We start from the raw sequence: 26,598 nt of genomic DNA on the forward strand, positions 1-26,598 counted from the left end.
CCCCCGCCCCGGATCTCAGGTCACGCCGCCCCGATCCGCGTCGAGCTGCTGCAGCAGCTCCGCCAGCCGGGGATCCAGCGCCTCGTCGATCACCGGATCGTACATCGCCCGCATCTGGTGGCCGAGCCGCACGCGCGTCCGCGCGTCGAGGGTCGGGCCGCCCGCGATGGGCACCACCCGCAGGGCGGCGGGTGCCGCGCCGGGGGCGCAGCGCTCGGGCGGTCTCGGGGCGGCACGTCGGTGGTCAGGCCGGTGTTCGGCCCTGTGTTCGGGATGAGGCATGCCTCCTACATCGGCCCGCACCCCCGCCACGGCAACCACCGGCCCGCCCGATCGCGAGCGAGATGGCACGCCCGATGGCGTGGCGTCGTCCCCCTCAGGCATCGTCCTCGGGGGCGAAGACCTCGCCCTTCTCGGCCAGCACGGTGTTGGCCGCGTCGCGGGCCAGCTCGTCCCGGTCGGCCGCGGGATCGGGGCGGCCGAGGGCCCGCGCCAGGGCCCCGTCCCAGCCGGGCGCCGGCGCCTGGCCCTGCCCGGCGAGGATCGCGCCGGCCCGGCGGCAGACCCGGGCCCAGTCCGCCGCGCCGAGGGCGGCCCAGTCGGTCCCGAGGCCGAGCTCGGTAGCGGCTTGGGTCGCGGCTTGGGTCGCGGCTTGGGTCGCGGCCCGGGCCGCCGCCTCGGTCGAGCCCGGCGGCGGGGCGGGGATGTCGGTCATGGCGATGCGGCCTCCTGCCGGGCTGTCGGTGCTCCGGCGGACGATATAGCGCGCCGGTCCCCGCCCATCAGCGCAGGCCGTGGGCCGCGAGTTCCTCCGGCACGCAAGCGGACGCGTCCTGGCGCAGCAGGACCGCGTCGAGGGTGACCGGGCGGTCGTCCCAGGCATCCACGCCGACATCGCAGGAGCGCGTGGTGTCGGCGAGCCAGCCGTGGCTGTGCCCGTAGAGGTGGCGCGTCTCCCGCCACAGGCCCGGCCAGGCCCGGTGCGCGTAGTGCGACAGGAACAGGCGGTGCGGCCGCCCGCGCGCGTCCGCGACGGAGAGGCGGGCGCTCTCCACCGGCGGCTCAGCCCAGGGCAGGTCCAGGACACGGTTCGAATCGTGGTTGCCCCGGACGAGGCGCTTGGTGCCGTTCAGCCGCGCGAAGATCGCCGCGCAGTGCGCCCGGCTGGCATGGGCGGCGAAGTCGCCGAGGTGCCAGACGGCGTCCTCCGGGCCGACCACGGCGTTCCAGCCGGCGACCAGGGCCTCGTCGTGGGCCTCGACGCTGCCGAACCGCGCCCCGCGGTGGCGGAGGATGTGCGGGTCGCCGAAATGCGTGTCCGCGGTGAAGAAGATCGCCATGGTGTCGTGACCTGGGCCGCGGGCGCGTCCCGTCCAGACCGGCCGGCGCGAGGCGCGCGGCCGCATCGCCGCGTTTCCGGGCCGCTTCCGGAGCCGCTTCCGGGAAGCTCCGCGTCCCGGTTAGGCTGCGGCGATGCTGGATCCCGCCATCTACGCCCACCTCTTGGACGCGGCGCGCGCCCATCCGCCGCTGCGGGCCGCCCTGGTGCGGGCCGGTCCGATCCGGATCGAGCCGCCGGCGCATCCGTGCGTCGCCGACCGCCTGTTCGTCGAGGTGGTCAACCAGCAGCTCTCGGTCCGGGCGGCGGCGGCGATCTGGGCCCGGATCGAGGCCGCCGCCGCGGCCGCGGGCGCGAGCCCGAGGGGCCTGTTCGAGGCCGGGGATGCGGCGCCTCTGCGGGCCTGCGGCATCTCGGGCAACAAGGTGCGGGCGCTCCAGGCGATCGTGGCGGCCGAGACGGCGGGCCTCCTCGGGCCCGGTCTCGCCGGCCTGCCGCATCCCGAGCGGGCGGCGATCCTGTGCGGGATCCGCGGCGTCGGCCCCTGGACGGCCGACATGGTCGGCATCTTCCACTTCCACGACCCGGACATCTGGCCCGCGGGCGACGTGGCAGCGGTGGGCTGCCTGCACCGCCTCACCGGGCGGGCCGATACCGGCGCGGTGGCGGCGGCCTTCGCGCCGTACCGCTCAATCCTGGCCCGCTACCTGTGGCGCATCAAGGACACGGCGCCCGCGCCGGTGGCCGTGCCGGTGGCGGCGCCGACGGCTCTGCCCGCGGACCAGCCGGCCCGGCCGGATCCGGCGCCCGGGGCCCGGCGCCCCCGCGGCGCGGCGAAATCCGGGTGACGGGCGGCCGGGGATCGGCTATCCGTCGGCGCCTCCCGGGCCCGTAGCTCAATGGTTAGAGCCGGCCGCTCATAACGGTCTGGTTGCAGGTTCGAGTCCTGCCGGGCCCACCAGCCTCCCGCGATCGCGCGGGATCCGCCGGGTGGCAGGTCCCAGGCCCCGGATCGAACGCGCGGCGCACCGCCTGTGGCCGCGCGGCGACACCGGCCCGCGACGTCGCGTGGACGGCGCGAATCGTTCCGGATCGGTCACGGTCGGGCGGCCAGTCTGAGGGCACCGGCCCGACCCACCCGGCGCGGCGCGCCTCCGCCCTCTCGCCTTCGCCCCCCGCCATCGCGTAGGTCCAACCGTGCCCGCCGCCACGCTCGACCCCGCCGACAGCCCATGCTCCCACAGTACCGCTGGCTCTGGGCCCTGACCCTCCTCCTCGCCTCCGGCGCGGCGGGCCTCCTCTACAACCTGCTCTTCGTCGGCGGGGCCTCGATGCTCGCCGGCCTCGTCTACGCCCTGGCGGTGGGCGGGACGGTGCTGGCCTTCGTGCCCGGCCTGAGCCTGTCGGGGCTCCAGACGCGTCTGCGCCGCCTGCCGGCGCTGGTCTACATGGTGGCGGCCGAGCTGCTCTACGTGGTGCTGATCACGCTCGGCTGCGCCCTCGGCGGGCTGGTGGTCTGGGCGTTCGGCCTGACCGGCGACAGCCTGTCCACGGCGGTGCGGATCACGCCGCGCTTCCTCGCCTACTCGCTGGCCGTGTCGGCCCTGCTGGTCTTCGTCATGCGCATGCGCGACCTGATCGGCGGCGAGGTGTTCGTGAACTTCATGATCGGCCGCTACCACAGGCCGGTGCAGGAGGAGCGGATCTTCCTGTTCCTCGACGTCGTCGGCTCCACGGCCTTCGCGGAGACCCACGGCGACCTGCGCGCCCAGGAATACCTCAGCGCCGTGTTCGCGACGCTCGCCGAGCCGGTGCGGCGCAACGCTGGCTCCACGGACGACTTCATCGGCGACCTCGCGATGATCACGTGGCCGATGAAGCGCGGCCTCAAGGACGCGCGCTGCGTGACCTGCGTGTTCGAGGTGCTCGACCGGATCGACGCGCAGGCCGCGGCCTGGCAAGCCCGGTTCGGCACGGTCCCGCGGCTGCGGGCGGCGCTGCACGGCGGTCCGGTGGTCACGGCCGAGGTCGGGGTCGACCGCCACAAGATCGCGTATTTCGGCGACGCCGTGAACGTCACCGCGCGGATCGAGGCCCTGTGCCGCCCGCTGGGCGTCGGCATCCTGATCTCGCAGGATCTCCTCGATCGGCTGGACCGGCTGCCCGACGGCGTCCGCGCCCGCTCGCTGGGGGCGCACGCCCTGCGCGGCCGGGGCGCGACGCTGGCGGTCGCCACCCTCGAGCGCGGGGCGGCGGTGCCGGACCGGCTGATCCCGGAGCGGCGGCCGGCGCCGCCGGTGCCGGATCGCGCGGAGGTCGTCGCGGAGCCGCGCTAGGCTCCGGTGTCTCATCCGTCACACCCGCGTCTCAGCCGCGGCGGACGCAGCGGTCCCAGAGGCGCCGGCCCCACGCGATCGGCGCGCGCCGCGGGGCCGCGGCCGGGCCGGCCCAGTCGGAGACCGCTCCGAGCGCCGCCGGCAGGGTGGCGACGAGCGCCGCCGGCCCCTCGATGTCCCAGCCGATCACGCAGCAGCCGCAGCCGGTGCTGCGCACGCGGGTGAGCCGGTCGGCATGGGCCAGCATCCACCGCTCGGCCGCGGCGACGTCGTCCCCGTCGCCCACGTCCACGCACAGGGAGGCGCGCCCGTGGCCCGGGGCCGACGGCCCCTCGGGCACCGGGTCGAGCCGCCCGTAGAGGGCCCGCAGGGCGTCGGAGGCCGGCCCGGCGTCGCCGGCGCTCACGGCGCGTCCATCTCGGCGAGCTGCCGCTTGGCGAAGGCGCAGGCCGCGAAGTCCGGGCTGATCGCGCAGGCCATGTCGAACGCCGCCCGGGCCCGGGACGCCTCGGCGGCGACGCCCTCGCCGAGGCGATAGGCCTGGCCGAGCATGGCGCAGCCCCAGGCGCCGCGCCGGTCGCAATCGAGGCGGAAGCTCCGGGCGAGGCAGGCGTCCGTGTCGGCACGCGGCGCGGCGCGGAAGGGATCCTCCGCGTAGTCGCCGTTGCGGATCCCGGCAGCCCGGTTGGTGCAGCCCGCCGGAAACCCGCCCGCGCAGGCGAGGGCGTAGAGGCGCTCCTTGTCGAGGATGTCGGCGACGTCGAGGGCGTGGTGCTCGAGGGCGAGGGCGAGGTCGAAGCAGGCCGGCGCGTTCGACCACCGGGTGCAGAGCGCGTAGCAGGAAGCGGGCTCGCGCGCGCAGCGGCGCTCGGTCGGCCGCCGGGGCGCGAACGCCCACCGCCAGAACGGGCGCTCCCGCGCGAAGGTGTCGGCCGGGCAGGTCCCGAAGCTGCGCAGCAAGGCCGGGTCCTGCCGGAGCGGCTCCGCGATCTCCGCGGCCTCGGCCTTGTTGAAGACGGGTGCGGCGGGCGCCTCGTCGGCCCGGGACGCCCCCGGTCCGAGCGAGAGGGCCGGGGCCAGGGCGAAGAGCGCGGCGAGGCTGGTCCGGAGGTGCCCGGCCGGGAGGCTCCGGGCCACGCTCATCGGCGCCGTCGCCAGCGGCGCAGCAGGCGTCGCAGGCCGAGGAGCAGGGCGACCGCGAGGACGAGCAGCCCGAGCGCCGGGTGCAGCAGGGCGGCCGCCTGGAACAGGACGAAGATCCCCAGGACGACCTTCCAGGGCTTCATCGGGGCGTCGTCGGGCTCGGCGCCCGCGTCCGGCGCGGCCTCCGCGCGGGCGGCCGGTTCCGGCGCGCCGAGGCGCGGGCGCCCGGAGACCGGCACGCCGCTGCGGCCCGGCACCGGCGCGGCCACGCGGGCCGCGATCTCGGCCGCCTCCCGGGCGGCGGCCGCCTCGGCCTCGGCCAGGATCGGGTCCGGCTCGGGCGCGGGGCGGGGGGCCGGCACCCACCAGCGGGCGAGGGGCACCTCGCCCCGCGCGGACCGGGCGCGGAAGTCCGGCTGCCGGGGCGCCGTCGCCGGAGCCGAATGGCGTTCCGCGAGGGCGCGGGCCCGCGCCAGCAGCGGCGCGCCGGTCTCCGGCGTGACCATCCGGACGAACTGCGCGAAGCCGACCGCGGCGCGGAGCACGCCCGCCTCGCCGGCCGCGCCCCAGCGGCGCCCGGCCGGCCCGTGCCGCTCGAGCCCGTGCAGGAGGGCGCGGAAGCGGCGCAGGGTCTCGCGGGGCACGCCGACCCGCTCGTTGACGGTGAGTCCGGTCACCTCCTGGTGCCGGCCGCGGCGCATCACGCGGGTCTTGTCCGGATGGACGGTGAAGCCCTCCCCGGCGACGATGGCGTGGACGTACTTGAGCAGCGCGCCGACCTTCCCGGCGGCCTCGCCGGAGGCCGAGAAGGTCAGGTCGTCGGCGTAGCGCGTGTAGGTGAAACCGAGGCTGCCGGCGAGGCCGGCGAGCCGGGCGTCGAGCCGGGTGCAGACGAGGTTGGTGAGCGCGGGGCTCGTCGGCGCGCCCTGCGGCAGCCGGCGGGGTCCCCGGGCGGCGTAGAGGCGGGCGCCGTCGATCTCGACCGCGTCCACGTCCGGCTCGGTGCAGAGCAGCGCCAGCACGGTCGCCACCGGCTCGGCGTAGCCCAGGCCCCGGAACTTCCCCTTGATCCGCCGGTAGTCGAGGCTCGGGAAGAAATCCTTGAGGTCGAGATTGACCACGACGTCCCGCCCGACATGGGCGGCGGCGTTGGTGACGATCGAGCGGCCGGGCACGAAGCCGTGGGCCGCCGCGTGCACGGGGACGTGGGCGAGGAGCGCGTCGAGGATCCAGTACTGCGCCCGCTTCAGGCGCGGCATCGGCGCCGAGATGCGGCGCAGGCCGCCCGCCTTCTTGGGGATGGTGAAGCGCCGGTAATGGCTCACCGCGCTGAGCGCCCGGTCGTAGGCGAGGAAGCGCAGCTCGCCGAGGCCGATCCCCATGGCCTCGGACAGCGCCTTCGGGCTCGCCAGGGGCGGGAGACCGGGGGCGGGCCCCCGCGCCGGAGCGTCCGCGTGCGCGAGGCCGGCCGAGACGCCGTCGCCGAGATGGAGGATCTCCGCCTCCCGGCGCGCGTGCCACGCCTGCGCCCGCGCGTGGCGGTCGCGGGCGTCGCGCAGCCGCGTCTCGCGCCGCCGCTCCAGCGCCGCCTTCTTGCGGCGGCGATGCATCTCCTTGAGGGCGGCTTCCGGGTCGCGCCACGCCGCCTCCCGCCGGTGGAGGTCGGCGAGGGCGCGGGCGATCTCGCCGCGGCGGCGGATCAGGTCGTCCGGCGGGTTGGGCTGCGCTTCCCCGTCCGGCCAGAAGCCGAGCCGGATCATCTCCTCGAGGATGACCTCGTCCTTCGAGCTCTCGCGGATCCGGTCGTAGAGCTGCTGGCGGGTCAGGCTGCCGGGCTGCTGGCTCATCGGCGACCTCCGGCGCAGGCAGGAGGCGTGACGGGGGACGTCGGCCGGGATGCCTTCGTCAAGTCTCGGGACTGGCCCGGTCCACTCGACGCCGGCACGACCACCGGTGCGCGTTTGGGTTCAGCGAACCCAAACCGCGAACGCGCACCGGTGGTCAGTGCCGGCCCAGTGAAGAGCGGGCCAGTGACGCTTTGCCGGGCAGGGTGCAGGGACGGCGAATCGCCGCCCGAAATGCAAGGTCCGCCCCGGCCGACGCCCCTCGTCGCGGGGAGGATAGGCCAGGCGCGCGGCCGCATCAATCGGGTCCGTCTCACGCCTGCCACCGCACCGGCTTGCCCTCGACCTGGGCGTGGACGAGGCGGCGCACGGCCAGCATGTGCTCGCAGGGGCCGCGGGTCAGCCGGTTGTGGGTGTAGAACCCGCACTGGCAGCTGCCACCGACCATGCGGTCGTCGGAATCGAGCTCCACCGCGGGCGTCAGGCTCCGGCCGTCGTCCAGCACGGTCCCGCTCAGGCGCCGCCTGTCGCCGGCCTGCTCGACGGGCCCGAGGGTGACCAGTCCGGCCGCCAGGAACCGGTCAGCCCTGGCCTCCTGCTCGGAGGCGAAGCGCAGGGCGCCCGGCGCCAGCGGCTCCCGGGTCAGCTCCCGCAGGCGGTAGACCCGCTTGTCGAGGTCGAACATGGCGCGGCCCGCCTGCACGTAGCCACCGAGCGCCGCCTCCACGGTCGACCGGTCGAGGCCGGTCTCGGCGGCGAGTTGCCCGGTGTCGGCGGCGTGGTGGCGCCGGAGCGCCGCGAAGACCCGGGCGGCGGTGTCGGCGTCGACGTCGGCCCGGGGCGCGAGCAGGTCGAACTGCCCGGCCCGGGACCAGTCGTTGGCGGTCCAGCCCGACAGGCCGAGGGTGAAGCGCAGGCCGCCGAAATCCACCACCGCGAAGCTCGGCAGGCCGGTGCCGAGGAGGTGCAGCCGCACCGACCGGGCGAGCGGCAGGGTCCGGGCCAGGATCGCGAGGCGCCGCCGGCCCCACAGGCGGATCTCCGCCGTCGCGCCCCCGCGGTAGATCGAGCGCCGGAAGGTCAGCCGCTCGTTCCAGGGCTCGATCAGCACGCTGACCGGCCGGCCGGGCTCGAGCAGGAACCGCAGGGAGCGCGGGCCGTGGCGCTCCCGGCGCGCGGCGAGGCGGGTCAGGATCGCGTGCATGTCGACCGGGTGCAGGTCCACCACGTGGGCGGGCTGCGCCATGGCGCTCGACACCTGCAGGAAGCCCCGCATCCAGGAATCGGGCAGGTCGATCTTGTCCTCGCGGTAGGCGGCCTCGCCGGAGGTCTGGACCGCGAAGCCCGTCGGGTCGATCGCCAGCTCGGTGTCGCGGTAGCTGCGGATCTTCTGGAACTCGTCGTAGAGGGCGTGGCTGTAGTCGATGTTGGTCGTGCCGCAGGCCATGTCGCCGATCCGCGCGAACGTGTCGTGGTCGCAGGACAGGCGCCCGTAGCTCGATTCGTCGAGGCTGAACGCCTCGAAGAAGATCTCGTCCGGATGGACCGTGATGACCGGGTCGAGCACGATCCAGGCGTCGAGGTTCTCCCGGTAGAGGTGGTCGAAGTACCGCTTCCGCGCGTCGTAGAACGGCCGCATCACCGCGTCGGAGCGCGCCGCGATGTCCCGGGACTCGGCGCGCAGCGCCTCGATCTCCGCGCGCAGGCTGTCCTTCTCGGCGAGGGCCTCGGCCAGGAGCTCCTGCTCGTGGGCCTGGAGCCACGCGAAGTAGGCGGTGCGGTCCTTCGGCTTGAAGCGCAGGTCCGACACGACGACGTGGTGCAGGGCGGAGATCGCCTCCCGGAACGGCAGGTGCCGCGCCACCGTCCCGGCGAAGTAGGTCGGCTCGCGCAGGGTGTCGGGGACGAAGCCGAGCCGGGTCGCGTCCGCGTCCGAGACGGCCCGGCTCTCGCCGAGGTAGCGATGGACGAAGTTCATCGGGCCTCTTCCGAGACGGAGACGGGTCCCCGCGCCTCCGGCGGGCGCCGGACGAGGGGCACGGCGAGATCGGGATGCGCGTCGGCGACGTCGCGCAGGGCCAGGATCGCGGCGCTGCGGTCCCGGGCCGTGCCGCTCAGGGTCAGGTCGGCGAGGAGCGGCAGCAGCGCCTCGGCGCGGGCGCGGCTGCGCAGGGCCTCGGCCCGGAGGAAGGCGGCCATCCGGTCCTTGGCGACCCGGCCCCGCAGCACCTGCAGCATCACGATGCGGGCGAGGGGGATCAGCCGCGCGAAGGCCGCCTCGCTCGCCACGGCCTGCTCGGTCAGCAGCTCGGTGAGCAGGAGGTGCATCGACGGGGCGGGGTGCTCCAGGAGGCGCAGGACCTGCGCCTCCGCGTCCTCGGGCCGGAGCCGGCTGCGCAGGAGGTGGCGGGCGAGGGTCAGGACCTCCAGCTTGACGCTGTCGGTGACGACGGCGAGCGCCTCGGGCGTCCAGGCGGTCTCCGGCCACGCGTCGAACAGGCCGCGGGCGAAGGCGAGGGTGTCGGGCCAGTCGCTCTCCACGAGGAGGACGGCCTCGGCCGCCGCGGCCTGGAACCGGGCCGGGTCGGCCGCGAAGGCCGCCGTCGCCCAGTCCCGCACCGCCCGGTACGGGTGGCCGCCGAGCCGGGCGATCTGGCGGACGCTGAGGGCCTCGGGGCGCCGGTCGGGCAGGAGGGCGGCGCCGAGGCGGCGGGCCCCGTCGGCCCGCGCCTGCAGCAGGCGCCACAGGGTGCCGTCGTCGAGGGCGGCGCATTCCCCCGGCAGGGCCTCGCGCAGCAGGGCCACGGTGTCGGCGGCGTAGGCGTCGTCGGGCGCCGCGCGGAACAGGCTGCCGATCAGCTCCCGGGCGAGGCGGGGGGCGAGGCCCGGATCTGCCGACGCGAGGCGCGCCACCAGGGGCCGGGCGGCCCGCCGGACGGCGCTGTCGGGCCCGCTGGCGAAGGCGACGATCCGGTCCGCGTAGGGCCCGAGCCGCGCGTCGTCGAGGCGCGCCAGCAGGACGAGGGCGGCGATCCGGATGTCCTCGGATTCCGCGCCGATCAGCGCGTCCCAGCTCTCCGGCGGCAGGCCCGCGGCCCCGGCCTCGGACTGCGCCAGGAGGGCGAGGCCGGCGGACCGGACCGCGGCGGACGGGTGGGCGATCAGGGCGGCGGCGGTCTCGGACGCGACCGGCAGGTCGTGGTCCGGCCACAGGAGGGGCAGGGCGGAGCGCAGACCCCGGATCGCGGCCGTCGCGGCCGCGTCTGGCTCCGGCGGCATCGCCCGCAGCCATGCCACCAGCCGCGCCAACAGGGGCGCCGCGAGCCCGGTGGGCAGCGCCCGCGCTCCGGCGAAGCCGGGGAGGGCCGCCTGGACGTCCGGCTCCGGGCTCGTGAGCAGCGCGGCGGCGAGGTCGGGGTCCGACCAGACGATCGGAGTCCCCGCCTCGAGGCGCCGAAGGGCCAGCGCCCGCGCCTCCGGCTCCGGGCTCGCGAGCAGCGCCGCCACCAGGGCGGCGAGTTCGGCAGGCTCGGCGATCCCGGCGGCGAGACGCGCCTGGGCGGTCCGGAACGCGAAGGTCCGCACGGCGTCGTGCGGCGCGGCCAGCAGGCGCCCGATCTCGCTGGCCGTCAGCGCCGCGCAGGCCCGCGGGTCCGCGCGCAGCACCCGCAGGCCCAGCCGCGTCACCGGCTCGATCCGTCCCTCCGCGGCGAGGCGGAGCGCCAGGTCCGGGCGGGCGCTCCAGAGATCCGGGAACGCCTCGTCACGCCGGTCGGGATCGACGGCGCCGGTCTCCAGGAAGGTCAGCGATCCCGTCCGCGGCCGGGCCTCCGGGGCGTGGCGATACAGGAGCTGGCTCGCGGTCCAGTTGCGGGCGAGCGGCCCCCGCGCCCGGGCCTGCCGGCCCCAGGTCCCGTCCGGCTGCCGCCCCCAGGCGGTCCAGCGCGCCGGCGGGTCGAGGTCCTCCGGCCCGAGCGCCAGCAGGAAGCCCGCCGCGAGCGCCGCGAAGGCCGGGTCCCCGACGGCGCCGCGCTTGCGCAGGGCGCGCCAGATCCGTCGCTTCATGTAGGCGCGGGTGGCGGTGGACAGGCCGAGCCGCGCTTCCGGCCCCTGGCGCGCCGCGTCCACCGCGACGTAGCGCCGGAGGTCGGGGACGTAGGCGTGGCTCCGGCCGGACTGGTACATCGCCTGCGCGGTCTCGAAGCGCTGGGCGGCGGCGCCGAACAGGGCGGCGTCGTCGGCCATCTCGGCATGCTTGAACAGGCGCCGCAGGCCGATCAGGTAGGGCGGCCGCGCCGGCAGCCGGAGCAGGGCGGCGCAGAGCGTCGCGTGCAGGCCGGGCGCCGCCTGCGCCCGCCGGCCGAGCGCCACGAGGGCCGGCCCGACCCGGCCCGGATCGTGCCGGGCGAGGCCGTCCAGCGCCCCGCACAGCCCGTCGACGTCGCCGGCCTCGGCCGGCCGGGCGACCATGCCGGGCAGGTCCGGCTCGGCCTCCGGCGGCCGGTAGGGCCCGGTGAGCGGGGCGGCGAGCGCGAAGCGGGCGAGGTCGTGGACCACGCTTCCGGGCGCGTCGGCGGCGATCGTCGCCAGGACCGGACCGGCCTCCGCGCCCGCCGCCCGGGCGAGCGCCCAGACCAGGGCGTAGCTCGCCCGCGCCGGACCGAGGGTCCGCGCCAGGGCGATCAGGTCCGGGGCGGCCGCGGCCAGCCGCAGCTCGCCGACGCGCCAGAGCAGGCGGTCGCGGTCGCGCTCGGCCCAGCTCTCGCGCAGGCAGGCGGAGAGCCGCGCCCGCAGCACCGCCGCGCGGCCGTCGGCCGTCGCCTCGGGTGCGGCGGTTTCCGGGCCGTCGACCCGGCGGTAGCCGCCGTTGATCTTGGAGACGACCACGCTGTCGAACACCCGTGCGGCCGCCTCGGCGGTCACGGGCTGCGGCGTCTTGGAGCCCTCGCGCAGGGTCGCGCCGCGCCGGCCGTAGCGCGTGTTGACGAAGTAGCGCTCGGGGGTGCCGAGGGCCTCGTTCTCGATCAGGTCGACGTCGTAGACCTTGTCGGAGGTGGCGTCCCGCAGGTGGAGACGCGCCGCACGGACGACCCTCATGCCACCGCGCCGGCCCGCGCGGCCGGGCAGGGCTGCGTCGCGGGGGCGCGACGATCGACGGGTCCTCGCATCCGGGCTCCTCGCGAAACGACCGGGACGGGCCGGCCGGCGAATCGCGGCGCCCGAGACCGCGGCAAGCTGCCCCAGCGGGACCGCAGGGGCAACCGCGCGCGCACGATTCCGTGATCAGGCCTCTGATCAGGCCTCTTCCGGCCCGGGATCATCGCGCATGGCGGCGACCCAGAGGGCGGCCCGGGCGAAGGGCTCGGACTGCGTGCCCGGAGCCGCCAGGGTGGCGGAGAGGAAGGCGGAGAGCCGCGCGGCGGTGGCCGGATGCCCCGCCGCGGCGAGGCGGGCGACCAGGTCGGCGCCGCCGGCGCGGGCGCCGGCCGCGAAGGCCCGCCGGCCGGCATGGAGGGCGTTCGCCAGGAGCGCGGCCGCCTCGTCGAGGAGCGTGGCCGGCCCCAGATCCGGCGCCGGCGGGATCGGGTGGCCGGCGCCGTCCGGGGCGGCGAGGTCGGGCACGACGAGCCGGTCGACAGACACCGACCAGGGCTCGCAGACCAGGGCCCCGTCCGCGATCCGCACCGGGCCGGCGACCTGCCGCACGGGTCCCCAGCGCCCCGCGCAGGCGCCCGCGAGGGCGTCCAGGGCGTGCGGCGCGGCGGGGTCGTAGGCGCGGGCGAGATGCAGCGTGCCGCCCGCCTCCGGCAGCTCGACGGCGGCCTGCCAGATCTGGGCGCCCGGCGCCCAGGCCTGTCCCAGGACCGCCTCGACGGCGAAGACGTGGAAGGCCTCCAGCCGGTCGCGCGGGCGCAGGAAGGCGGGCGGCCGGTCGGCGAGGCGGCGCAGGATCGACGGGACGTCCCGCGCCGCCAGGGGGGCCGGCAGGGTCACCAGGGCGTCCCGCGGCAGCAGCGCCGTGCGGCCCCGCGCGCCCTGGCCGAGGGCGAGGAGCCCGTCGGCCCGGCGCCGGGCCACGCTGGTCAGGATCTGGCCCTGGCCGGTGCCCGCGACGGACAGGCCCGGGCCGAGGAGGCGCCCGGGGAGGCCGGCCACGATATCCGCCTCGGCCTCGCCCGGCGCGAATTCGCGCTCCAGCGCCAGGAGCGCGCCGGTATCGGTGTCGGCCAGGGCCACGCGGGCGGTGGCGCCGCGGCCGCGGGCGAGGAGCCGGGCGCCCAGCGAGACGAGGCGGGTCTTGCCCATGGCGGTCTCGTAGGGCTGGCCGAGGCCGAGGGCGGCCGCCCCGCCCCGGACGCGCCCGAGGAGTTCCGCGGCGAGCGCCAGGACGACGGCCGCGTCGTAGGCGGCGTGGCGCCCGGCATAGGCCGCGAGCTGCCCGGCGAGCTCCGCCTCCGCCAGCAGGACCTGCGTGGCGCCCCGCGCTTCGGCCGCGCGCCGCAGCCGGATGAGGGCGCCGTCGTGGGCCTCCGGCCCGGACACCACACCGGCCTCCAGCAGGCCGGCGATCACCCGGTCGACGGCCTCGGCGAGTCCCTCCTCCGCCGGGCTCTCTGCCGTGGCCGCTCCGGCCGGAGCCGCGCCGCCCAGGCGGATCTCGGGGGCGCCCGCGGCCTCCCGGAAGGCGCGGATCGCCAGCGCGACGTGGGCGCAGCCGCCCCCGGCCGCGCAGTCGCAGCGGGCGTAGCCGACGGCGTCGGGCACGAGGAAGCGCACGGTCGCGGTCGGGAGCCGCGCGGCCGGCACGGCGCCGCGTTCCAGCTCGACCGTGATCCCGGCCGCCAGGAGGCGCCGCAGCTCCGCCGCCGCCGCGCCGCCGAGCCCCGCCTCGAGGGCGGCGCCGTCCAGGGTGCCGGGATCCCAGGCGACCGCCTCCGCGGCCGGGACCGCCGCCCCGTCGGCCATTCCCCCGGCTGCCCCCTCGGCGGCTCCCTCGGCCGGCCCGTCCGCGACGGCCGCGGCCCGGTAGGCGACGACGAGGGCGACCCGGTGGCGGCACATCCCGCTCGCCGGGCAGGTGCAGGTGGCCGCGTCGGGGGGCCGGCCGGGGCCGAGCCGCGTGACCGTGCCGTCGGCGAAGCGCGCCTCGACGGTGCCGTCGTCGGCCTCCGCGAGGGCCGGCCCCGCGCCGGCGGCCACCTCGCGCAGCGCGCGCTTCACCAGCCCGGCATTGGCGAGCTGGATCAGGCCGTCATCCGTGAGGGCGCGGAGGTCGGGGCGGGCCATCGGCGCCGTTCAGGCCCGGATCGCGGCGGCGAGCCAGCCGGCGAGTTCGCCGGGCGTCATCGCGCCGATCTCGGCGCCGGCCGCCACGAGCCGCTGGGCCATCGCCCGGTCGTAGGCGGGCTGCGCCTCCGAATCGAGGGCCGCGAGGCCGAGCACGCGGGTCCGCTGGCCTGAGAGCGCCCGCACCTGCTCGACCAGCGCGGCCTCGCTCGCGCCCTCGTAGAAGTCGGAGACCAGGACCACGATCGCCCGCTCCGGTGCGGTGATCAGCCCGGCCGCGTAGCGCACGGCGCCCCCGATATCGGTGCCGCCGCCGAGCTGGACCTTCATGAGCATCTCGCAGGCGTCGTCGCAGTCGCGGGTCAGGTCGACCACCGCCGTGTCGAAGGCGACGAGGTGGGTGCGGATGCCGGGGAGCTTCCACAGGCAGGCGGCCATCACCGAGGCGTGGATCACCGAATCGAGCATCGACCCGCTCTGGTCGACGAGCAGGATCACCTGCCAGGGCCGCATCTGGCGCCGGTTCCGGGCGAAGAAGTGCAGCCGCTCGACCGTGATCCGCCGGCTCTCGGGATCGTAGTGGCGCAGGTTGTCGCGGATCGTCCGGTTCAGGTCGAGGTCGCGGGCGCCGGGCAGGCGGGTGTGCCGCCGCCGGTCGAGCACCCCCGAGAACGCCACCGCGAGGTCCCGGGCCAGCCGCTCCATCAGCTGCCGCACCACCTCCTGCACGAGCTTGCGGGCCATCACCAGCACGTCGGGCGCCATCAGGTGCTTGGTGCGCAGGACCGCCTTCAGCAGCGTCTCGTTCGGCTCGACCCGGGCCAGCACCTCGGGATTCGTGACCACGTCGTCGATGGCGTAGAGCTCGATCGCGTCGCGCTCCAGCCGCTCGATCGTCTCGCGGGGGAAGAGCGTGTGGACCGCGTTGATCCAGCCCGGCACCGTCAGGGTCGAGCCCTCGCGGCCGCCCTGGCGCCGCTCCCCCCGCGCCGCGCCCTCGGCGTCGCGGCCGTAGAGCCAGTCGAGCGTCTGATCCATGGCGGCCGCCTCCCCCGACAGGGCGCAGCCGGCCCCCGCGCAGGCCGAGTCCGCCGCCTCGCCGAGGATGAGCCGCCAGCGCGTGACCGGGTCGAGGCTCACCGCAGCCGCGTCCCGGCGAGGAGGCTCGGTCCCCGCAGGAGCTCGCTCGCCGTGACCGGCGCGAGCTCGCCGAAGGTCCGCTGGCCCGGATCCGACCGGCTGCTCCAGGGCGAGCCGAGGGTCAGGTCGCCGAGGGTCTGCTCCCGGTCCTCGAACTCGACCGCGCCGGTGAACAGGCCCTCCGAGAAAGTCAGCGACGCCTGGCCGGCGGCGGCGCCCGGGAAGGTCACGGCGCGCTCGATCCACCACACCACCCCGGCATCCTGGGGCGCCCCGAGGGGCCAGCCCCGGGCGGCCATGCCGCGCAGGCGGTTGGCCTCCACGACGGTCCCGGCGAAGCGGCTCGTGGTCGATGCGGCCGCCTCGGCCTCCGTGAACGCGTAGGTCTCGCGGGCGAGCTGCGGGAAGGGCTGGACGATCTCGTAGTCGCCGAACAGCGCCCCCCAGGCGGCCAGCGCCCCGGCGTCGAGCTGCAGGGGATGGGCGAGGCCGATCAGGCCCGGGGCCGCCCCGGTCAGGTCGAGGTCGAGCGGCGCGTCGTCGGCATCCGTGAAGGTCAGGTCCTCGGCCACCCGGAAGGTCAGGCCCGGGCCGGTCCGCGGGTCGGCATCCGCGAAGGTGGCCCAGACGAGGCGCTGGGCGAGGTGGCGCACGAGCGGGTGCGCGGCGAAGCAGGGGCCGAACACCGTCGGCTGGACCCGGCGGGCGCCGGCGAGCATCGCCTCCAGGCGGGCCACCTGCAGGCTCGCCACGGCCCGCGCGTCCTTCTTCAGGGCACCCCAGCGGGCCACCGCCGCCGCGGCCTTCCCGGCCTCGTCGGCCTTGGCGGGCTTGGGCAGGTCCTTGAGCCTCTGGCCGGCGGCGTCCCGGACCCAGGGCTTCAGGGTCTCGTCGAACCCGACCCGGAACCCGCGGGGGCCGAAATCGAGGTCGAGGCCGCCGCGCTCGTCGAGGTCGAGGTCGGGGGCGAGGCGGTCGGCCAGCTCCTCGGGGGTGAGGCCGCGGGCCTCGGCGAGCTGGGCGATCTTCTGCCGGGCCTTCTCCTGGAGCCCCTTGAACTTCAGCTTCTCGGCGATGCCGTTGAGGTTCATCAGCGCGACGTCGGTGCCGATGTCGACCAGCACGTCGAGGCCGGTGACCGCGCGGGCGTGGGCGGCCTCGCCGGGCCAGCGGCGGATCAGGCGGGTCAGGTCGCGGGCCGTGGCGTCGGTGCCGAACCAGCCCAGCGCGCGCAGGGCCCAGCCGTCCTTGGAGGGCGTCCCGGCGGCGATCCAGGCGGAGAACAGGTCCCACGCGAAGGCCGCGAGGCTCGCCTCGGTGCAGGCCTCGCGGACCATCGGCACGCCGGCGTAGACGGCGTCCGGGTTGGTGAAGGACAGCATCTCGCAGAGGGTCAGGATCGCCGCGTCCGGCAGGGCAGTCCCGTCCCGCAGACGCGGCCGGGTCAGCATGGACGGCACGACCCAGGCGGGCGGCCTGCCGACCTTGGCGGGGACGCGGGCGAGGGGATCGCGGTCGAGCACCTGCGCGGCCGCCTCGGTCACGTCCGGTGCCTGGTCCGCGTAGCGCGCGGCCACGGAAGCGATGAGGGCGCGGCCGTCCGCCCGGTCCTGCGCCAGCACGCGCAGGGCGTGCTCGCCGGCGTCGCGCAGCGCCCCGGGCCGGCCCACGGCGTCGGGCAAGAGTCGGGTGAGGGCGGTCTCGGGATGGCGGCGCAGCCAGGCCAGGGCCGGCTCGCGGGCCTTCTTGAGCTTCGTGAGGGCGCGAGCGGCGGGCCCTGCGAGGCGGGCATCGTCCACCGCCAGGACCGCCGGCAGGAGCCCGACCGGATCGGCCTCGACCAGCCCGACGAGGCCCGGCATCGCCCGCTCGCCGAACCGCGCCAGCATCGCCCACACGATCTCCGGCCACTGCGAGACGTGGAAGCATCCCGCAACGACGCGCGACTGGGCCCAGAGGGCGAGCGCCAGGGGCTCGGGCTGCCGCTCCAGGCTGCCGACCAGCTGGCGATAGGGCGAGTTCGCCCAGTAGCGGCAGGCCTCGTCGATCTGGGCGACGCGCGCGGCGACCCAGGCGATCAGGGCCGGCGGATCGTCGCGCGGCGGCTCGGTGAGCGGGGGCGGGATCCGGCTCCAGCCCTGCGTCGGATGGGAAAGCTCGGTGGCCGCCACGAAGGCCGACAGCGCCTCCGGGCCGTCGAGGGTCACGGCGTTCCGCGCCCGCCAGTAGCTCGGGGCGACCTCCGGCACCGCGTGCGCGAACGGGGTCGGCAGCGGCGCGAGGGCGAGGACGAGGTCGTCCCGGGTCCGGGCCTTGGCCCGCCAGGGCGGGTCGCGCAGCACCCGCGGCCAGGCGGTGGGCTCCGCGAGGGACACCGCGCGGGCCTCCGCCAGGGCGTCGAGGATGCCGGCCCCGCGCCCGCCCGACGCCGCGAGCCAGCCGCGGACCCGGTCGATCCCGTGGGCATCGAGCGCCCGGTTCACCCGGGCGCGCAGGGCGGGCTCGGACCGGCCGCCCGCGAGGGCGGCGAGGCAGCGGGGCAGGATCGCGGCGGGATCGGCCTCCAGCGCCGCGTCGAGGGCCGCCGCGACGGGCTTCTCGTGGAGATGGGGCAGCAGGACCGGCAGCGCGCCGGCCTCCCCGGTCGACAGGATCGCCAGGGCGACCGTGCGGCGCTGCTCGTCGAGGGCGTAGTGCAGCAGCCAGTCGAGGGCCGGCAGGGCCGGCTGCCCGGCGGCGCGGGCCACCGCCAGCAGGGTCGCGGCCGCCTCGGCCGCGTCGAGGGCGCAGTAGACGAAGTAGAGGTGGTAGCTGCGCTTGGCGCGCCAGGCCGCGACCGCCTCCGGCGCCGCGTCGGCGAGGAGCGGCAGGTAGACCGTGTCGGCCGCCACGTCGATCCCGGCGGAGGCGGCCTCGACGACCGCGCGGGGCTGGAGCGGGTGCGGGGCGGGCCGGTCGTCGGCCAGGATGAACGCGAAGGCGCAGGCCGCCGACCAGTCGTGGTCCTCGGCGATCCGCGCGTTCAGGAGCGCGACCGCGGCGTCGTACTCGGCCTCCGGGGCGTGCACGAGGGCGGCCCGCAGGGCGAGGTGGAGCGGCTCGGCCCAGGACAGGCGCTGGTAGGCGCGCGGCGTCTTCGGGGTCGGGCGGCGCCGGTCGGCCAGCCGGGCGACGGCCTCCGTGCCGCCCTGGACCACGGCGTAGCGCAGGACCGCCTCCAGCGCCCGCCGCAGGACGGCGTCGCCGGTGGCGGCCCGAGACGGGTTCGCCTGTCGGCGCGCCTCCGCGGCGTCGACGATCGCGTCCAGCCAGGCGGCGAGGCCGTCCCGGTCCGGCGGCGTTCCGGCGAGGCGCGCGGCCTCGGCATCGCCGAGCGCGGCCGCCAGCGGCGCCGCGATCGCCTGCCAGGCCTCCGCCGCGTCCGGGCGCGGACCGGGGCGCAGGCGGGTCGGCAGCGGCTCCGCCTCGAAGACCGCGGCCGGGGCGGGGGGCGGGACGGGCTCCGCCGGGGCGGCCGGCGGGGGCTCGACGGGCGGCGGGGCGGCGGCCGGATCCGCGGCTGTCTCGCCGACTGTCTCGCCGACTGTCTCGCCGACCGGCCCGGTCGCCTGTGCCGGAGCGGGCTTCCGGGCTGGGGCCTGGGCTGGGGCGGGAGCCGCTCCGTCGGCGCGGACGTAGCCCTTGGCGGTCTTCTCGCGGACGAGCTTGTCCTTCTCCTTCGCGGCCGCGGCCGCGTCGGCGCAGGTCTTGTCCTTGCTCTGGCCCTGGGTGCCGAGGCGCCCGAACCGGACGGTGAGCGTCGGGCCGGAGACGCCGACCTCCCAGAACTTGGCCGCGCTGCCCTCGACCAGTTCGTAGCGTTCCATGGGCTGTCTCCCTCTCACGCGTCGCCGGCGGCGGCGAGCAGGCTCGGCGTCCGCAGGACCTCGCTCGCGGTCACCGGGTCGAGGTCGCCGAACCGGTGGGTCGCCGCGGCGCGCCAGCCGGTCTCCGACAGGGTCAGGGTCCGCAGCGTCTGGATCCCGTCGCCCTCCGGGCCGGGCCGGTGCCAGAACCCGTCCTCGAATCGGAGGACCGCGACGAGGCGGGTGCCGTCGGGCAGCGCGACCGGGCGCTGCACCGCATGGACGTGCTCGCTCCCCGTGTCGGTCGACCAGCCCTGGGGCCGCAGCCCCCGCAGGCGGCGGCCGCCCACCCGGACCCCGTCGAAGCGGTGGGTCTCGGCGGCGCCCCGCTCGGCCTCGGTGAACGCGAAGGTCTCGCGGGCGAGCTGCGGGAACGGCTGGGCGATCTCGTAATCGGCGAACAGGCCGCTCCAGGCGGCCCGTGCCTCCGGGTCGAGGTGCAGGGGGTGGACGAGGCCGACCACGCCCTCGGCCGCCGCGACGTCGAGGGCGAGGGCGTCGTCCGCGGCGTCGGTCGGCGCGAGATCCTCCGCGAGGCGGAAGACGCGCGCCGGCGGCGTCGCGGGCGCGGCGTCCGGGTAGAGGCCCCAGACGAGCCGCCCGGCGAGGTGGCGGATCAGCGGGTGGGCGGCGAAGAACGGCCAGAACACCCCGGGGGCGACGCGGCGCTGGGACGCCAGCATGGCCTCGAGCCGGGTGACCTGCAGGCCGGCCGCGGCCTCCGCGTCCTTGCGCAGGGCCGCCCAGTGCCGGGACGCCGCCCTGGCGGATTCGAGATCGTCCGCCTTGGTCGGGCGGGGCAGGGCGGCGAGCCGCCGGCCCTCGGCGTCGCGCAGGACGGGCTTCAGGGTCTCGTCGAAGCCGACCCGGAACCGGCGCTCCCCGAAGGACAGGTCGAGCCCGCCGCGCGCGTCGAGGCCGAGATCGGGGGAGAGCCGGTCGGCGAGGTCGACCTCGTCGAGGCCGCGAGCCTCGGCGGCGTCGACGATGGCGGCGCGGGCGGCCTCGCGCAGTTGCAGCAGCGGGCTCTTCTCGGCGATGGCGCTGAGGTTCATCAGCGCCACGTCGGTGCCGATCCCGGCGAGCACGGCGATGCCGGCCCGGCCGCGGGGCTTCAGGCCGGCCTGCCCCCAGGCGCGGATCTGCCGGGTGAGGTCGCGGGCGGCGTGGTCGCCGCCGATCAGGGCGAGCGCCTGCAGGGCCCACTCCCCCGTCGCCTTCGCGCCGGCCGCGATCCACGCCCGGAACAGCGCGACCGCGAAGGCGTCGAGGCTCTCCGGCGTGCAGGCGGCGCGGACCTGCGCGACGCCCGCGTAGGGCGTGAGCGGGTCCGAGAAGGCGAGCATCTCGCACAGGGCGGCGACGGCGGCGTCGGGCAGGGCGCCCCCGCTCCGCAGGACCGGGCGGGGCAGGGCGGCGGGGACCACCCAGTCGGGGAGCTTCGGCGGCTTGGACGGCACCTGCTCCAGCGGGTCGCTGTCGACGCCGGCGGCCACCGCCCCGGGGACGCCGGGATCCCGCTCCGCGTAGGCCGCGACGGCGCCGTCGAGGGCGGCGCGTCCCGCGGGCTCGGCGGCGAGGAAGCGCAGGGCCGCGTCGGCCGCGTCGCGGTCCGGGCCGGCGGGCCCGAGGGTCTCGGGCAGGAGCCGCAGCGCGGCGGTGCGGGGATGGGCGCGCAGCCACGCCGCCGCGGCCGGCCGGAGCTTGCGGGTGCGGTGGAAGGCCCGGGCGGCGACCGGGGCGAGGTCGGCGGCGTCCACCGGCTCGACCTCCGGCAGGAGCTGCGCCGGATCCGCCGCGACGAGGCGGACGAGGCCGGGCACGGCCCGCGCGCCGAAGCGCGACAGCATCACCGCGATGGTGCGCCGCCACGCGACGTAGTGGGCGCGCTGCGGCCCGGTCTTCTCCCACAGCATCAGCGCCAGGGGTTCGGGCTGCCACCCGACCATCCGGAACCAGGGCCCGTAGTTGAAGTAGAAGAAGCCGGTGAACGCGTCGCGATCCAGGTCGAGCCGGCGGTCGAGCCAGGCCAGGGCGGTGGCCGGATCCGCGTCGGCGGCGGGCACTGGCTCGGCCGGCGGCGGGATCGGCATGTCGTAGAGGGCCTCCGCCTCGGTGGCGCGGATCCGCGCCGCGAGGTCCGTCATGGACTCCACCAGCGTCCCGGCCTCGAAGTAGAAGGTGCTGCGGTCGAGGGCCTCGTCGGGGTCGAAGCCGTGCGCGAAGGGCGTCGGGATCGGCGCCACCGCCCGTTCCGACCGGGCGCGCGCGGCCCCGCGCCGCCGCCAGGGCGGGTCCCGGAGCACGGGCGGCAGGGCCTCCGGCGCCGCCCGCGGCGCGCTGCCGGGGGCGAGCAGCCGGTCCAGGCGCCCCGCGCCCCGGGCCCCGTCGGCCGCCGCCCAGGCGCGGGCGACCGCGTGCCCGTGGCGCGCGGCGAGCGTCACGGCCCGGGGGCCGTAGGCGGGCTCCCCCTTGCCGTGGAGCGCGCCGAGATAGGACCGCAGCATCCAGTCGGGGAAGGCCGCGTCGGCGGCGTCGAGGGCGTCGCGGACCAGCTTGGTGCCCACGAAGGGCAGGAGCGCGTCGAGGGCGTCGGCGGCGCGGGTCTCCAGCAGGGCCCGGGCGACGATCGTGCGCTCGGGGCCGACCGCCCCCTCCAGGAGCCAGACGAGGCCGGGGGTGGCCGGCTCGCCGGCCGCGTCGGCGACGGCGATCACCGTCGCGGCGGCCTCCTCGGCCCCGACATCGCAGGTCGCCAGCGTCGCCCGGTGATACGGCGCGGCGTACCAGGGCGCGGCCTGAGCGGGCGGCAGGTCGACGATCAGCGGCAGGGCCGCGTGGGACGTGCCGTAGGCCTTAGGATCCGGCGGGTCGCAGCGCGCCAGCACCGCGCCGGCGGAGAGGGCGTGGTCGGCGCCGGGCCGGTCGTCCGCGAAGACCGCCGCGAGCCAGCGGGCGAGGGTGGGCTCCGGCTCCGCCGCGGCGAGCCGGAGGGCCGCCTCCAAGGCCTCCGCGTACGCCGCCTCGGGAGCGGAGGTCAGGGCGGCGCGGACGCCGCACGCGGTGGGGAGGTCCCAGGCCGAGACCGGCAGGGAGCCGTAGCGGCCGGAGGGGCGGGGCCGCAGCCGGTCGAACAGGGCCACGAGCGTCCCCCCGGTGCCGGAGCGGGCCACGAGCCAGCGGGCGAGATGCGTGAACGCCGCCCGGGCCGCCGGCCCCTGCGGTCCGGGCTTGGCGCCCCAGGGGCGCTGGCTCAGCGCCGGGCAGGCAGCCTCGATCCGCTCCAGCCAGGCGCGGACCTCGTCCGGGTCGAGGGCCGGCGGCGCGCCGTCGAGCCGGGCGGCGAGGGCCTCGGCCTGCGCGCGCGCCTCGTCCGGGGCGTCCGCCAGCAGCGGGCGGATCCGCGCCGCGAAGGCGGCCCAGTCGGCCGCGGCGTCGAGGGGCGCGCCGGGACGGCCGCGCGTGGGCAGGGGCGTGCCGGTGAAGATCGGGACGCGGGGCGCCTCCGCACTGGCGGCGGGGGCGGGCGGGGCCTCGGCGGACTCCGGATCGGCGCCCCGCGCATCGGCGGCCCGGGCCGTCGCCTCGATACCGGAGGCCGGATCCGGCTCGGCGGGCGCCGGGTCGCCGGCCGGGCGATAGCCCTTGCCGGTCTTCTCCCGCACCAGCCGGTCGCGCTCGGCCTGAGCCGCCTGCGCGCTCGGGAACTGCTTGGTCTTGGACTGCCCCTGCGTGCCGATCCGGCCGAATCTCACGATGAGAACGCTGTCCTCGGTTCCGGCCTCCCAGAACTTCGCCGATGATCCCGCCGTCAGCTCGTAACGCTGCATGCAGTCCTCTCCCGGTGGCGCGGCGGTAAAATTTTCCTTGTCGCGGCTCAGGTCAACCCGTAGCGGGCGAGCCGCGCCGCGACCCGCGCCTCGCGGGCCAGGGCCTCGGCCTGATCGGCCGGGCGGGCGCGCTGGCGCATCCAGGCCAGGGCCTCGACCTCGGCCCGGGCCTCGCCGAGGCCGCTCCGGCGCAGGATCGCGACGGCGATGCGCTCGCGCTCCCGGGGCGGGAACCACGCGAAGGCCATCCGGAGCGACGGCAGCGCCCGCAGGAAATCCGCGTCGCCCCAAGCGGCCACCAGCCCCTCGACGACGGCGAGGGTCGCGTCGGCGGCGATCTCCTCGCGGGCGAGGGCGAACAGGCCGGCGAGGAAGTCGCCGAGCGTCGTGGGCAGGCCGAAGCGGCGCAGCCAGGCCAGGGCGGCCTCCGGGTCCGATCCGGCCGCGCCGCAGGCGACCCGGAAGCCGAGCGCCGCCCCCGCGAGGGCCGGCGGCGTCTCCGGATCGGCGAGGCGGCGGCCGAGCATGGCGGAGAACGGCGCGCGCAGGTCATCGAGGCCCGGAATCTCCGCGCCGACCTCGCGGAACAGGTCGCGGCAGGCGAGGACCAGCGGGACGGCGCCGAGCCCCGCGCGCGGGTCCCGGACGGCCTCGACGACGAACAGCGCCCGGGCCGCCAGGACGGCGCAGAGGCGGGCGAGGGCCGGCCGCGCCGGCGCGAAGGCGTCGCCGAACCGGTACAGCCGCACGATCCCGGCCCCGGCGGCGCCGAGGGCGGCGGCGTCGTGCGCCGCCGCGATGCCCGCGCTCAGGCGGGCGAGCAGCTCGCCCTCCAGGGTGAGGCCGGCGAACAGCGCGTCGGACAGGGCGCCGGTGAGGATTCCGAGGGAATCGGGCGCCGCCTCGACCCGGGCGGTGATCCGGGCGGACGCGGCCATCTCCAGGGTCCCGCCCCAGAGCGAGGCCTCGATCAGGGCGCCGAGCCAGTGCGGGTGGCGCACGAGCGTGAAGCGCTCCCGCGGCAGGCCGGGCTCGGCCCGGTCCGGGCCCTCGCGGGCGATCCCCGGCAGCCCGAGTAGCACCAGCCGGTGCAGCAGGTGCGCCCGCGCCCGGTCGCCCGGCGCGGCCCAGTCGAGGTCGACATGGCGTCGCGCCGGCCCGGGCTCCAGGTCGGCGGCGCGCAGGCGCTCGGCGACGTCGGCCACGAGGGGCGGCTGCCGGGTGCCGGAGGCGAGGCGTCCCTCGCGCGGGCCGGTGAGCGCCCGCAGCATCGCGGCGAGCGCGGGGTGGCCGGGCGCGGCGGCGCCGGCCGCCCAGGCCGGCGGGCTGTCGAGGGCGTCCTTCACCAGGGCGGCGAGGGCCGCGTCGATCAGGTCGGCGCGCAGAATCGCCGGATGGGCGCGCAGCCGGGCGAGGGCCTCGGCGTGGACCCGCCAGGCGACGCGGTCGGCGGTGGAGACGACCTGCCCGGCCTCGCGCAGGGCCGCGGTGATCGCCGTCATCGCCCAGTCGGCCGCGGGAGCGAGGCCCGACTCGGCCACGCGCTCGTAGTAGCCCGGCGCCGGCATGCCGGCCGCGTAGCCCGAGAACCGGTCGAGCCGGGGATAGGCGTAGGGCACCACGTAGCTGCCGGTGCGCAGGTCCGGCTCCGGCGGCGCCGGCTCGGGCCGGGTCCCGTCCGCCCCCGCGGCGTGGCGCCGGACGGCGTCCGCGTGCCAGCCGCCGCAGACGAGGACGACCGGCCGGTCGCCGGCCGCCCGCAGGGCGTGGGCCGCGTAGGCGCCCATGAAGCGCTCGCGGGCCTCCTCGGCGGGATCGTCCGTGCCGGGCGGGCGCAGCAGGGCGAAGTAGCGGTCGAGCCGGGCGGGCAGCTCCGCCTCGGGCGCCGCTTCGGCGAGGACGTCCCAGAGGGCGTCCTGGTCGGCGACGCCGAGGGCGGCGGCGAGCGCCCGCTCGGCCGCCTCGGCGCGGGCCCCGTGCGGGTCGGCGTAGCGGTTGGCGCGGCGCCCGAAGGCCGGATCCCAGGCCGGCAGGTCGCAGAACAGCGTCTCGGCACCGACCGCCCGGCCCGCCTCCAGGGCCTGCCATTCCGGCGAGAAGGCGCAGAACGGCGTGTAGGAGGCGGCGCTGCCCGCCGCGTCGGCCCGGAACGAGAAGATCGCCACCGGCAGGTCGTGGCCGAGGGCGAGGTCGGGCAGGTGCGGGTTGAAGTCGACCGGCCCCTCGATCAGCACGCAGGCCGGCCGCAGCGCCGTGATCGTCCGCCGGACGAGCCCGGCGCAGGCCGGGGAATGGTGGCGCACGCCGATGACGGTCAGGCGGCCGGGATCCGGCGCGGGACCGCTCATTGCGGGGTGAGGAGGTGCCGCGCCGCGTAGAACTCGCGCCACGCCGCGCCGGAGCGGCGGCTGACGCGCTGGTCGAGGTAGCGGCGCAGGCGGGCGAGGTCCTCGGCGTCGTCCTTGGCGGCGGTGCCGGCGAGGCAGGCGACGATGTCCTCCGGCTGGCCGGCATCGCCCCGCAGGAAATGGCCCTTCACCCCGATGGCGTGGGCGACGCTGACCGCCTCCGCGGTGCTCATCACGGACGAGAGCCGCTCCATGCCGGTGCCCTCGGTGTCCACGGCCTCGCGCAGCTCCCGGAAGCAGGTCACGAGGAGCTCGAGCACCTCCGGATCCGGGCCGCGGGGCACGCCGGAGCGGGCCAGCAGGGCCGTGGCCTCGCGCTGCACCAGGGCGAGCTCGGCCTCGAGATCGGCGATCGGGAACACGGTCTCGAAGCCGAACCGGCGCTTGAGGGCTGCCGACATCTCGTTGACGCCCCGGTCGCGGGTGTTGGCCGTGGCGATCAGGTTGAAGCCCTCCCGGGCGTAGACCATCCCGTCCGCGCCGGTGAGTTCGGGCACGGCGAGCACCCGGTCGGACAGGACCGAGAGCAGGCTGTCCTGCACCTCCAGCGGGCAGCGGGTCAGCTCCTCGAAGCGGACGATCCGCCCCTCGCTGAGGCCGGTATGGAGGGCGCCCGGCACCAGGGCGCGCGGGCTCGGTCCCTCGGCGACGAGCAGCGCGTAGTTCCAGCCGTAGCGGATCTGGTCCTCGGTCAGCGACGCGCCGCCCTGGATCGTCAGGGTCGAGCGCCCGCTGATCGCCGCCGCGAGGAGTTCCGAGAGCAGGCTCTTGGCGGTCCCGGGCTCGCCGATCAGCAGGAGGGCGCGGGAGGTCGCCAGGGTGACCATGGCCCGCTCCACCAGCGCCGGGGCGCAGACGACCTTGGCGGGGGTCGCGCCGTCGCCGCAGATGAAGCGCCGGACGGCCTGGAGCGAGAGCTGCCAGCCGGGCGGCCGCGGCGCCGTATCCTCGGCGCGCAGGCGGGCGAGCTCCGCCGCGTAAACGTCCTCGGCCGGGGGTCTCTGACGCGCCTCGCGATCGCCGCCTGCCCGCACCGCCTTCGCCATGCACCCGTCCCCTGCCGTCGCGCCGACTCTGTCGGCCTATCCTGCGATCGGCAGAGCATGCCCCGGCACGCGCGGGTCTCTCAAGCGTTTCCGCGCGTCGGCGAGCCCGTCGCCAAGCATCGGCGGTCCGGCGCGGGCATCAGCCGGCCCGCGCGGTCCCGGGCGATCCGGCGGACGATCCGGACAGAGCGTCGTCCCGAAGAAAGCCTACATCGACACCAAGCACAGCGTCAGGATCGCGACTTCGAAGACGATCCAGCTGCCGAAGACGACGACCAGCTCCCAATCGGTTCTCTCTCTGGTCTTGGCCAAAGCGTACA

At 77.3% G+C, this 26,598-nt stretch carries 16 protein-coding genes and 1 tRNA gene; 3 read left to right on the forward strand and 14 right to left on the reverse strand.

The window, feature by feature from the left end; translation table 11 throughout:
- Positions 1 to 15: 15 nt before the first annotated feature.
- The 3 genes from LOK46_RS07185 to LOK46_RS07195 all read right to left on the reverse strand — a co-directional run bounded on the left by LOK46_RS07185 (position 16) and on the right by LOK46_RS07195 (position 1,340).
- Positions 16 to 282, reverse strand: coding sequence for a hypothetical protein (locus LOK46_RS07185; RefSeq protein WP_273563142.1), 267 nt, complete (start codon positions 280 to 282; stop codon positions 16 to 18).
- A gap of 94 nt (positions 283 to 376) precedes the next feature.
- Positions 377 to 715: a hypothetical protein gene (locus LOK46_RS07190; protein WP_273563143.1), complete on the reverse strand. Its 339-nt coding sequence runs from the start codon at positions 713 to 715 to the stop codon at positions 377 to 379.
- A gap of 67 nt (positions 716 to 782) precedes the next feature.
- A complete protein-coding gene (locus LOK46_RS07195; protein WP_273564554.1) occupies positions 783 to 1,340 on the reverse strand; it encodes a metallophosphoesterase in 558 nt (185 codons plus the stop codon).
- Positions 1,341 to 1,473: 133 nt separating this feature from the next.
- Here LOK46_RS07195 and LOK46_RS07200 point away from each other — a divergent pair, with 133 nt between their 5' ends.
- The 3 genes from LOK46_RS07200 (at position 1,474) to LOK46_RS07210 (ending at position 3,675) form a co-directional block, all read left to right on the forward strand.
- Complete coding sequence (locus tag LOK46_RS07200) at positions 1,474 to 2,187, forward strand: DNA-3-methyladenine glycosylase family protein (protein ID WP_273563144.1); 714 nt, start codon at positions 1,474 to 1,476, stop codon at positions 2,185 to 2,187.
- Between the two features lie 37 nt (positions 2,188 to 2,224).
- Positions 2,225 to 2,300, forward strand: a tRNA-Ile gene (locus LOK46_RS07205).
- A 271-nt stretch (positions 2,301 to 2,571) separates the two neighbouring features.
- Positions 2,572 to 3,675 carry an adenylate/guanylate cyclase domain-containing protein gene (locus LOK46_RS07210; protein WP_273563145.1) on the forward strand — a complete coding sequence of 368 codons (1,104 nt, stop codon included), beginning with the start codon at positions 2,572 to 2,574 and terminating at the stop codon, positions 3,673 to 3,675.
- Positions 3,676 to 3,706: 31 nt separating this feature from the next.
- On the opposite strand, the gene LOK46_RS07215 is transcribed toward LOK46_RS07210, so the two are convergent.
- From LOK46_RS07215 to LOK46_RS07265, 11 genes are all read right to left on the reverse strand, one after another.
- Entirely contained in the window at positions 3,707 to 4,081 is a 375-nt protein-coding gene (locus LOK46_RS07215) for a hypothetical protein (protein ID WP_273563146.1), read from the reverse strand.
- Positions 4,078 to 4,818 carry a hypothetical protein gene (locus LOK46_RS07220; protein WP_273563147.1) on the reverse strand — a complete coding sequence of 247 codons (741 nt, stop codon included), beginning with the start codon at positions 4,816 to 4,818 and terminating at the stop codon, positions 4,078 to 4,080. The genes LOK46_RS07215 and LOK46_RS07220 overlap by 4 nt, the downstream gene beginning before the upstream one ends.
- Positions 4,815 to 6,665 (reverse strand): reverse transcriptase family protein, encoded by a 1,851-nt coding sequence (locus LOK46_RS07225; RefSeq protein ID WP_273563148.1) that lies wholly within the window; start codon positions 6,663 to 6,665, stop codon positions 4,815 to 4,817. The genes LOK46_RS07220 and LOK46_RS07225 overlap by 4 nt, the downstream gene beginning before the upstream one ends.
- A gap of 310 nt (positions 6,666 to 6,975) precedes the next feature.
- Positions 6,976 to 8,640 (reverse strand): SWIM zinc finger family protein, encoded by a 1,665-nt coding sequence (locus tag LOK46_RS07230; protein ID WP_273563149.1) that lies wholly within the window; start codon positions 8,638 to 8,640, stop codon positions 6,976 to 6,978.
- Positions 8,637 to 11,759, reverse strand: coding sequence for a hypothetical protein (locus LOK46_RS07235; RefSeq protein ID WP_273563150.1), 3,123 nt, complete (start codon positions 11,757 to 11,759; stop codon positions 8,637 to 8,639). The genes LOK46_RS07230 and LOK46_RS07235 overlap by 4 nt, the downstream gene beginning before the upstream one ends.
- A gap of 198 nt (positions 11,760 to 11,957) precedes the next feature.
- Positions 11,958 to 13,949 carry a hypothetical protein gene (locus LOK46_RS07240; protein ID WP_273563151.1) on the reverse strand — a complete coding sequence of 664 codons (1,992 nt, stop codon included), beginning with the start codon at positions 13,947 to 13,949 and terminating at the stop codon, positions 11,958 to 11,960.
- A 9-nt stretch (positions 13,950 to 13,958) separates the two neighbouring features.
- Positions 13,959 to 15,089, reverse strand: coding sequence for a VWA domain-containing protein (locus tag LOK46_RS07245; protein WP_273563152.1), 1,131 nt, complete (start codon positions 15,087 to 15,089; stop codon positions 13,959 to 13,961).
- A complete protein-coding gene (locus LOK46_RS07250; protein WP_273563153.1) occupies positions 15,086 to 18,955 on the reverse strand; it encodes a DUF4132 domain-containing protein in 3,870 nt (1,289 codons plus the stop codon). The genes LOK46_RS07245 and LOK46_RS07250 overlap by 4 nt, the downstream gene beginning before the upstream one ends.
- A gap of 14 nt (positions 18,956 to 18,969) precedes the next feature.
- On the reverse strand, positions 18,970 to 22,824 hold the full coding sequence (locus LOK46_RS07255; protein WP_273563154.1) for a WGR and DUF4132 domain-containing protein: 3,855 nt from the start codon (positions 22,822 to 22,824) through the stop codon (positions 18,970 to 18,972).
- Positions 22,825 to 22,871: 47 nt separating this feature from the next.
- Positions 22,872 to 25,172, reverse strand: coding sequence for a DUF5682 family protein (locus LOK46_RS07260; protein ID WP_273563155.1), 2,301 nt, complete (start codon positions 25,170 to 25,172; stop codon positions 22,872 to 22,874).
- Complete coding sequence (locus tag LOK46_RS07265) at positions 25,169 to 26,278, reverse strand: ATP-binding protein (protein ID WP_273563156.1); 1,110 nt, start codon at positions 26,276 to 26,278, stop codon at positions 25,169 to 25,171. The genes LOK46_RS07260 and LOK46_RS07265 overlap by 4 nt, the downstream gene beginning before the upstream one ends.
- Positions 26,279 to 26,598 lie beyond the last annotated feature (320 nt).

Origin of the sequence: Methylobacterium sp. NMS14P, assembly GCF_028583545.1 — a bacterium.
Lineage (GTDB): Bacteria > Pseudomonadota > Alphaproteobacteria > Rhizobiales > Beijerinckiaceae > Methylobacterium.

Excerpts from the sequence above, each read along its gene's own strand:
- LOK46_RS07185 (WP_273563142.1), bottom strand. The coding sequence starts at position 282 with ATGCCTCATCCCGAACACAGGGCCGAACACCGGCCTGACCACCGACGT.
- LOK46_RS07190 (WP_273563143.1), bottom strand. The coding sequence starts at position 715 with ATGACCGACATCCCCGCCCCGCCGCCGGGCTCGACCGAGGCGGCGGCC.
- LOK46_RS07195 (WP_273564554.1), bottom strand. The coding sequence starts at position 1,340 with ATGGCGATCTTCTTCACCGCGGACACGCATTTCGGCGACCCGCACATC.
- LOK46_RS07200 (WP_273563144.1), top strand. The coding sequence starts at position 1,474 with ATGCTGGATCCCGCCATCTACGCCCACCTCTTGGACGCGGCGCGCGCC.
- LOK46_RS07210 (WP_273563145.1), top strand. The coding sequence starts at position 2,572 with ATGCTCCCACAGTACCGCTGGCTCTGGGCCCTGACCCTCCTCCTCGCC.
- LOK46_RS07220 (WP_273563147.1), bottom strand. The coding sequence starts at position 4,818 with ATGAGCGTGGCCCGGAGCCTCCCGGCCGGGCACCTCCGGACCAGCCTC.
- LOK46_RS07225 (WP_273563148.1), bottom strand. The coding sequence starts at position 6,665 with ATGAGCCAGCAGCCCGGCAGCCTGACCCGCCAGCAGCTCTACGACCGG.
- LOK46_RS07230 (WP_273563149.1), bottom strand. The coding sequence starts at position 8,640 with ATGAACTTCGTCCATCGCTACCTCGGCGAGAGCCGGGCCGTCTCGGAC.
- LOK46_RS07235 (WP_273563150.1), bottom strand. The coding sequence starts at position 11,759 with ATGAGGGTCGTCCGTGCGGCGCGTCTCCACCTGCGGGACGCCACCTCC.
- LOK46_RS07240 (WP_273563151.1), bottom strand. The coding sequence starts at position 13,949 with ATGGCCCGCCCCGACCTCCGCGCCCTCACGGATGACGGCCTGATCCAG.
- LOK46_RS07250 (WP_273563153.1), bottom strand. The coding sequence starts at position 18,955 with ATGGAACGCTACGAACTGGTCGAGGGCAGCGCGGCCAAGTTCTGGGAG.
- LOK46_RS07255 (WP_273563154.1), bottom strand. The coding sequence starts at position 22,824 with ATGCAGCGTTACGAGCTGACGGCGGGATCATCGGCGAAGTTCTGGGAG.
- LOK46_RS07260 (WP_273563155.1), bottom strand. The coding sequence starts at position 25,172 with ATGAGCGGTCCCGCGCCGGATCCCGGCCGCCTGACCGTCATCGGCGTG.
- LOK46_RS07265 (WP_273563156.1), bottom strand. The coding sequence starts at position 26,278 with ATGGCGAAGGCGGTGCGGGCAGGCGGCGATCGCGAGGCGCGTCAGAGA.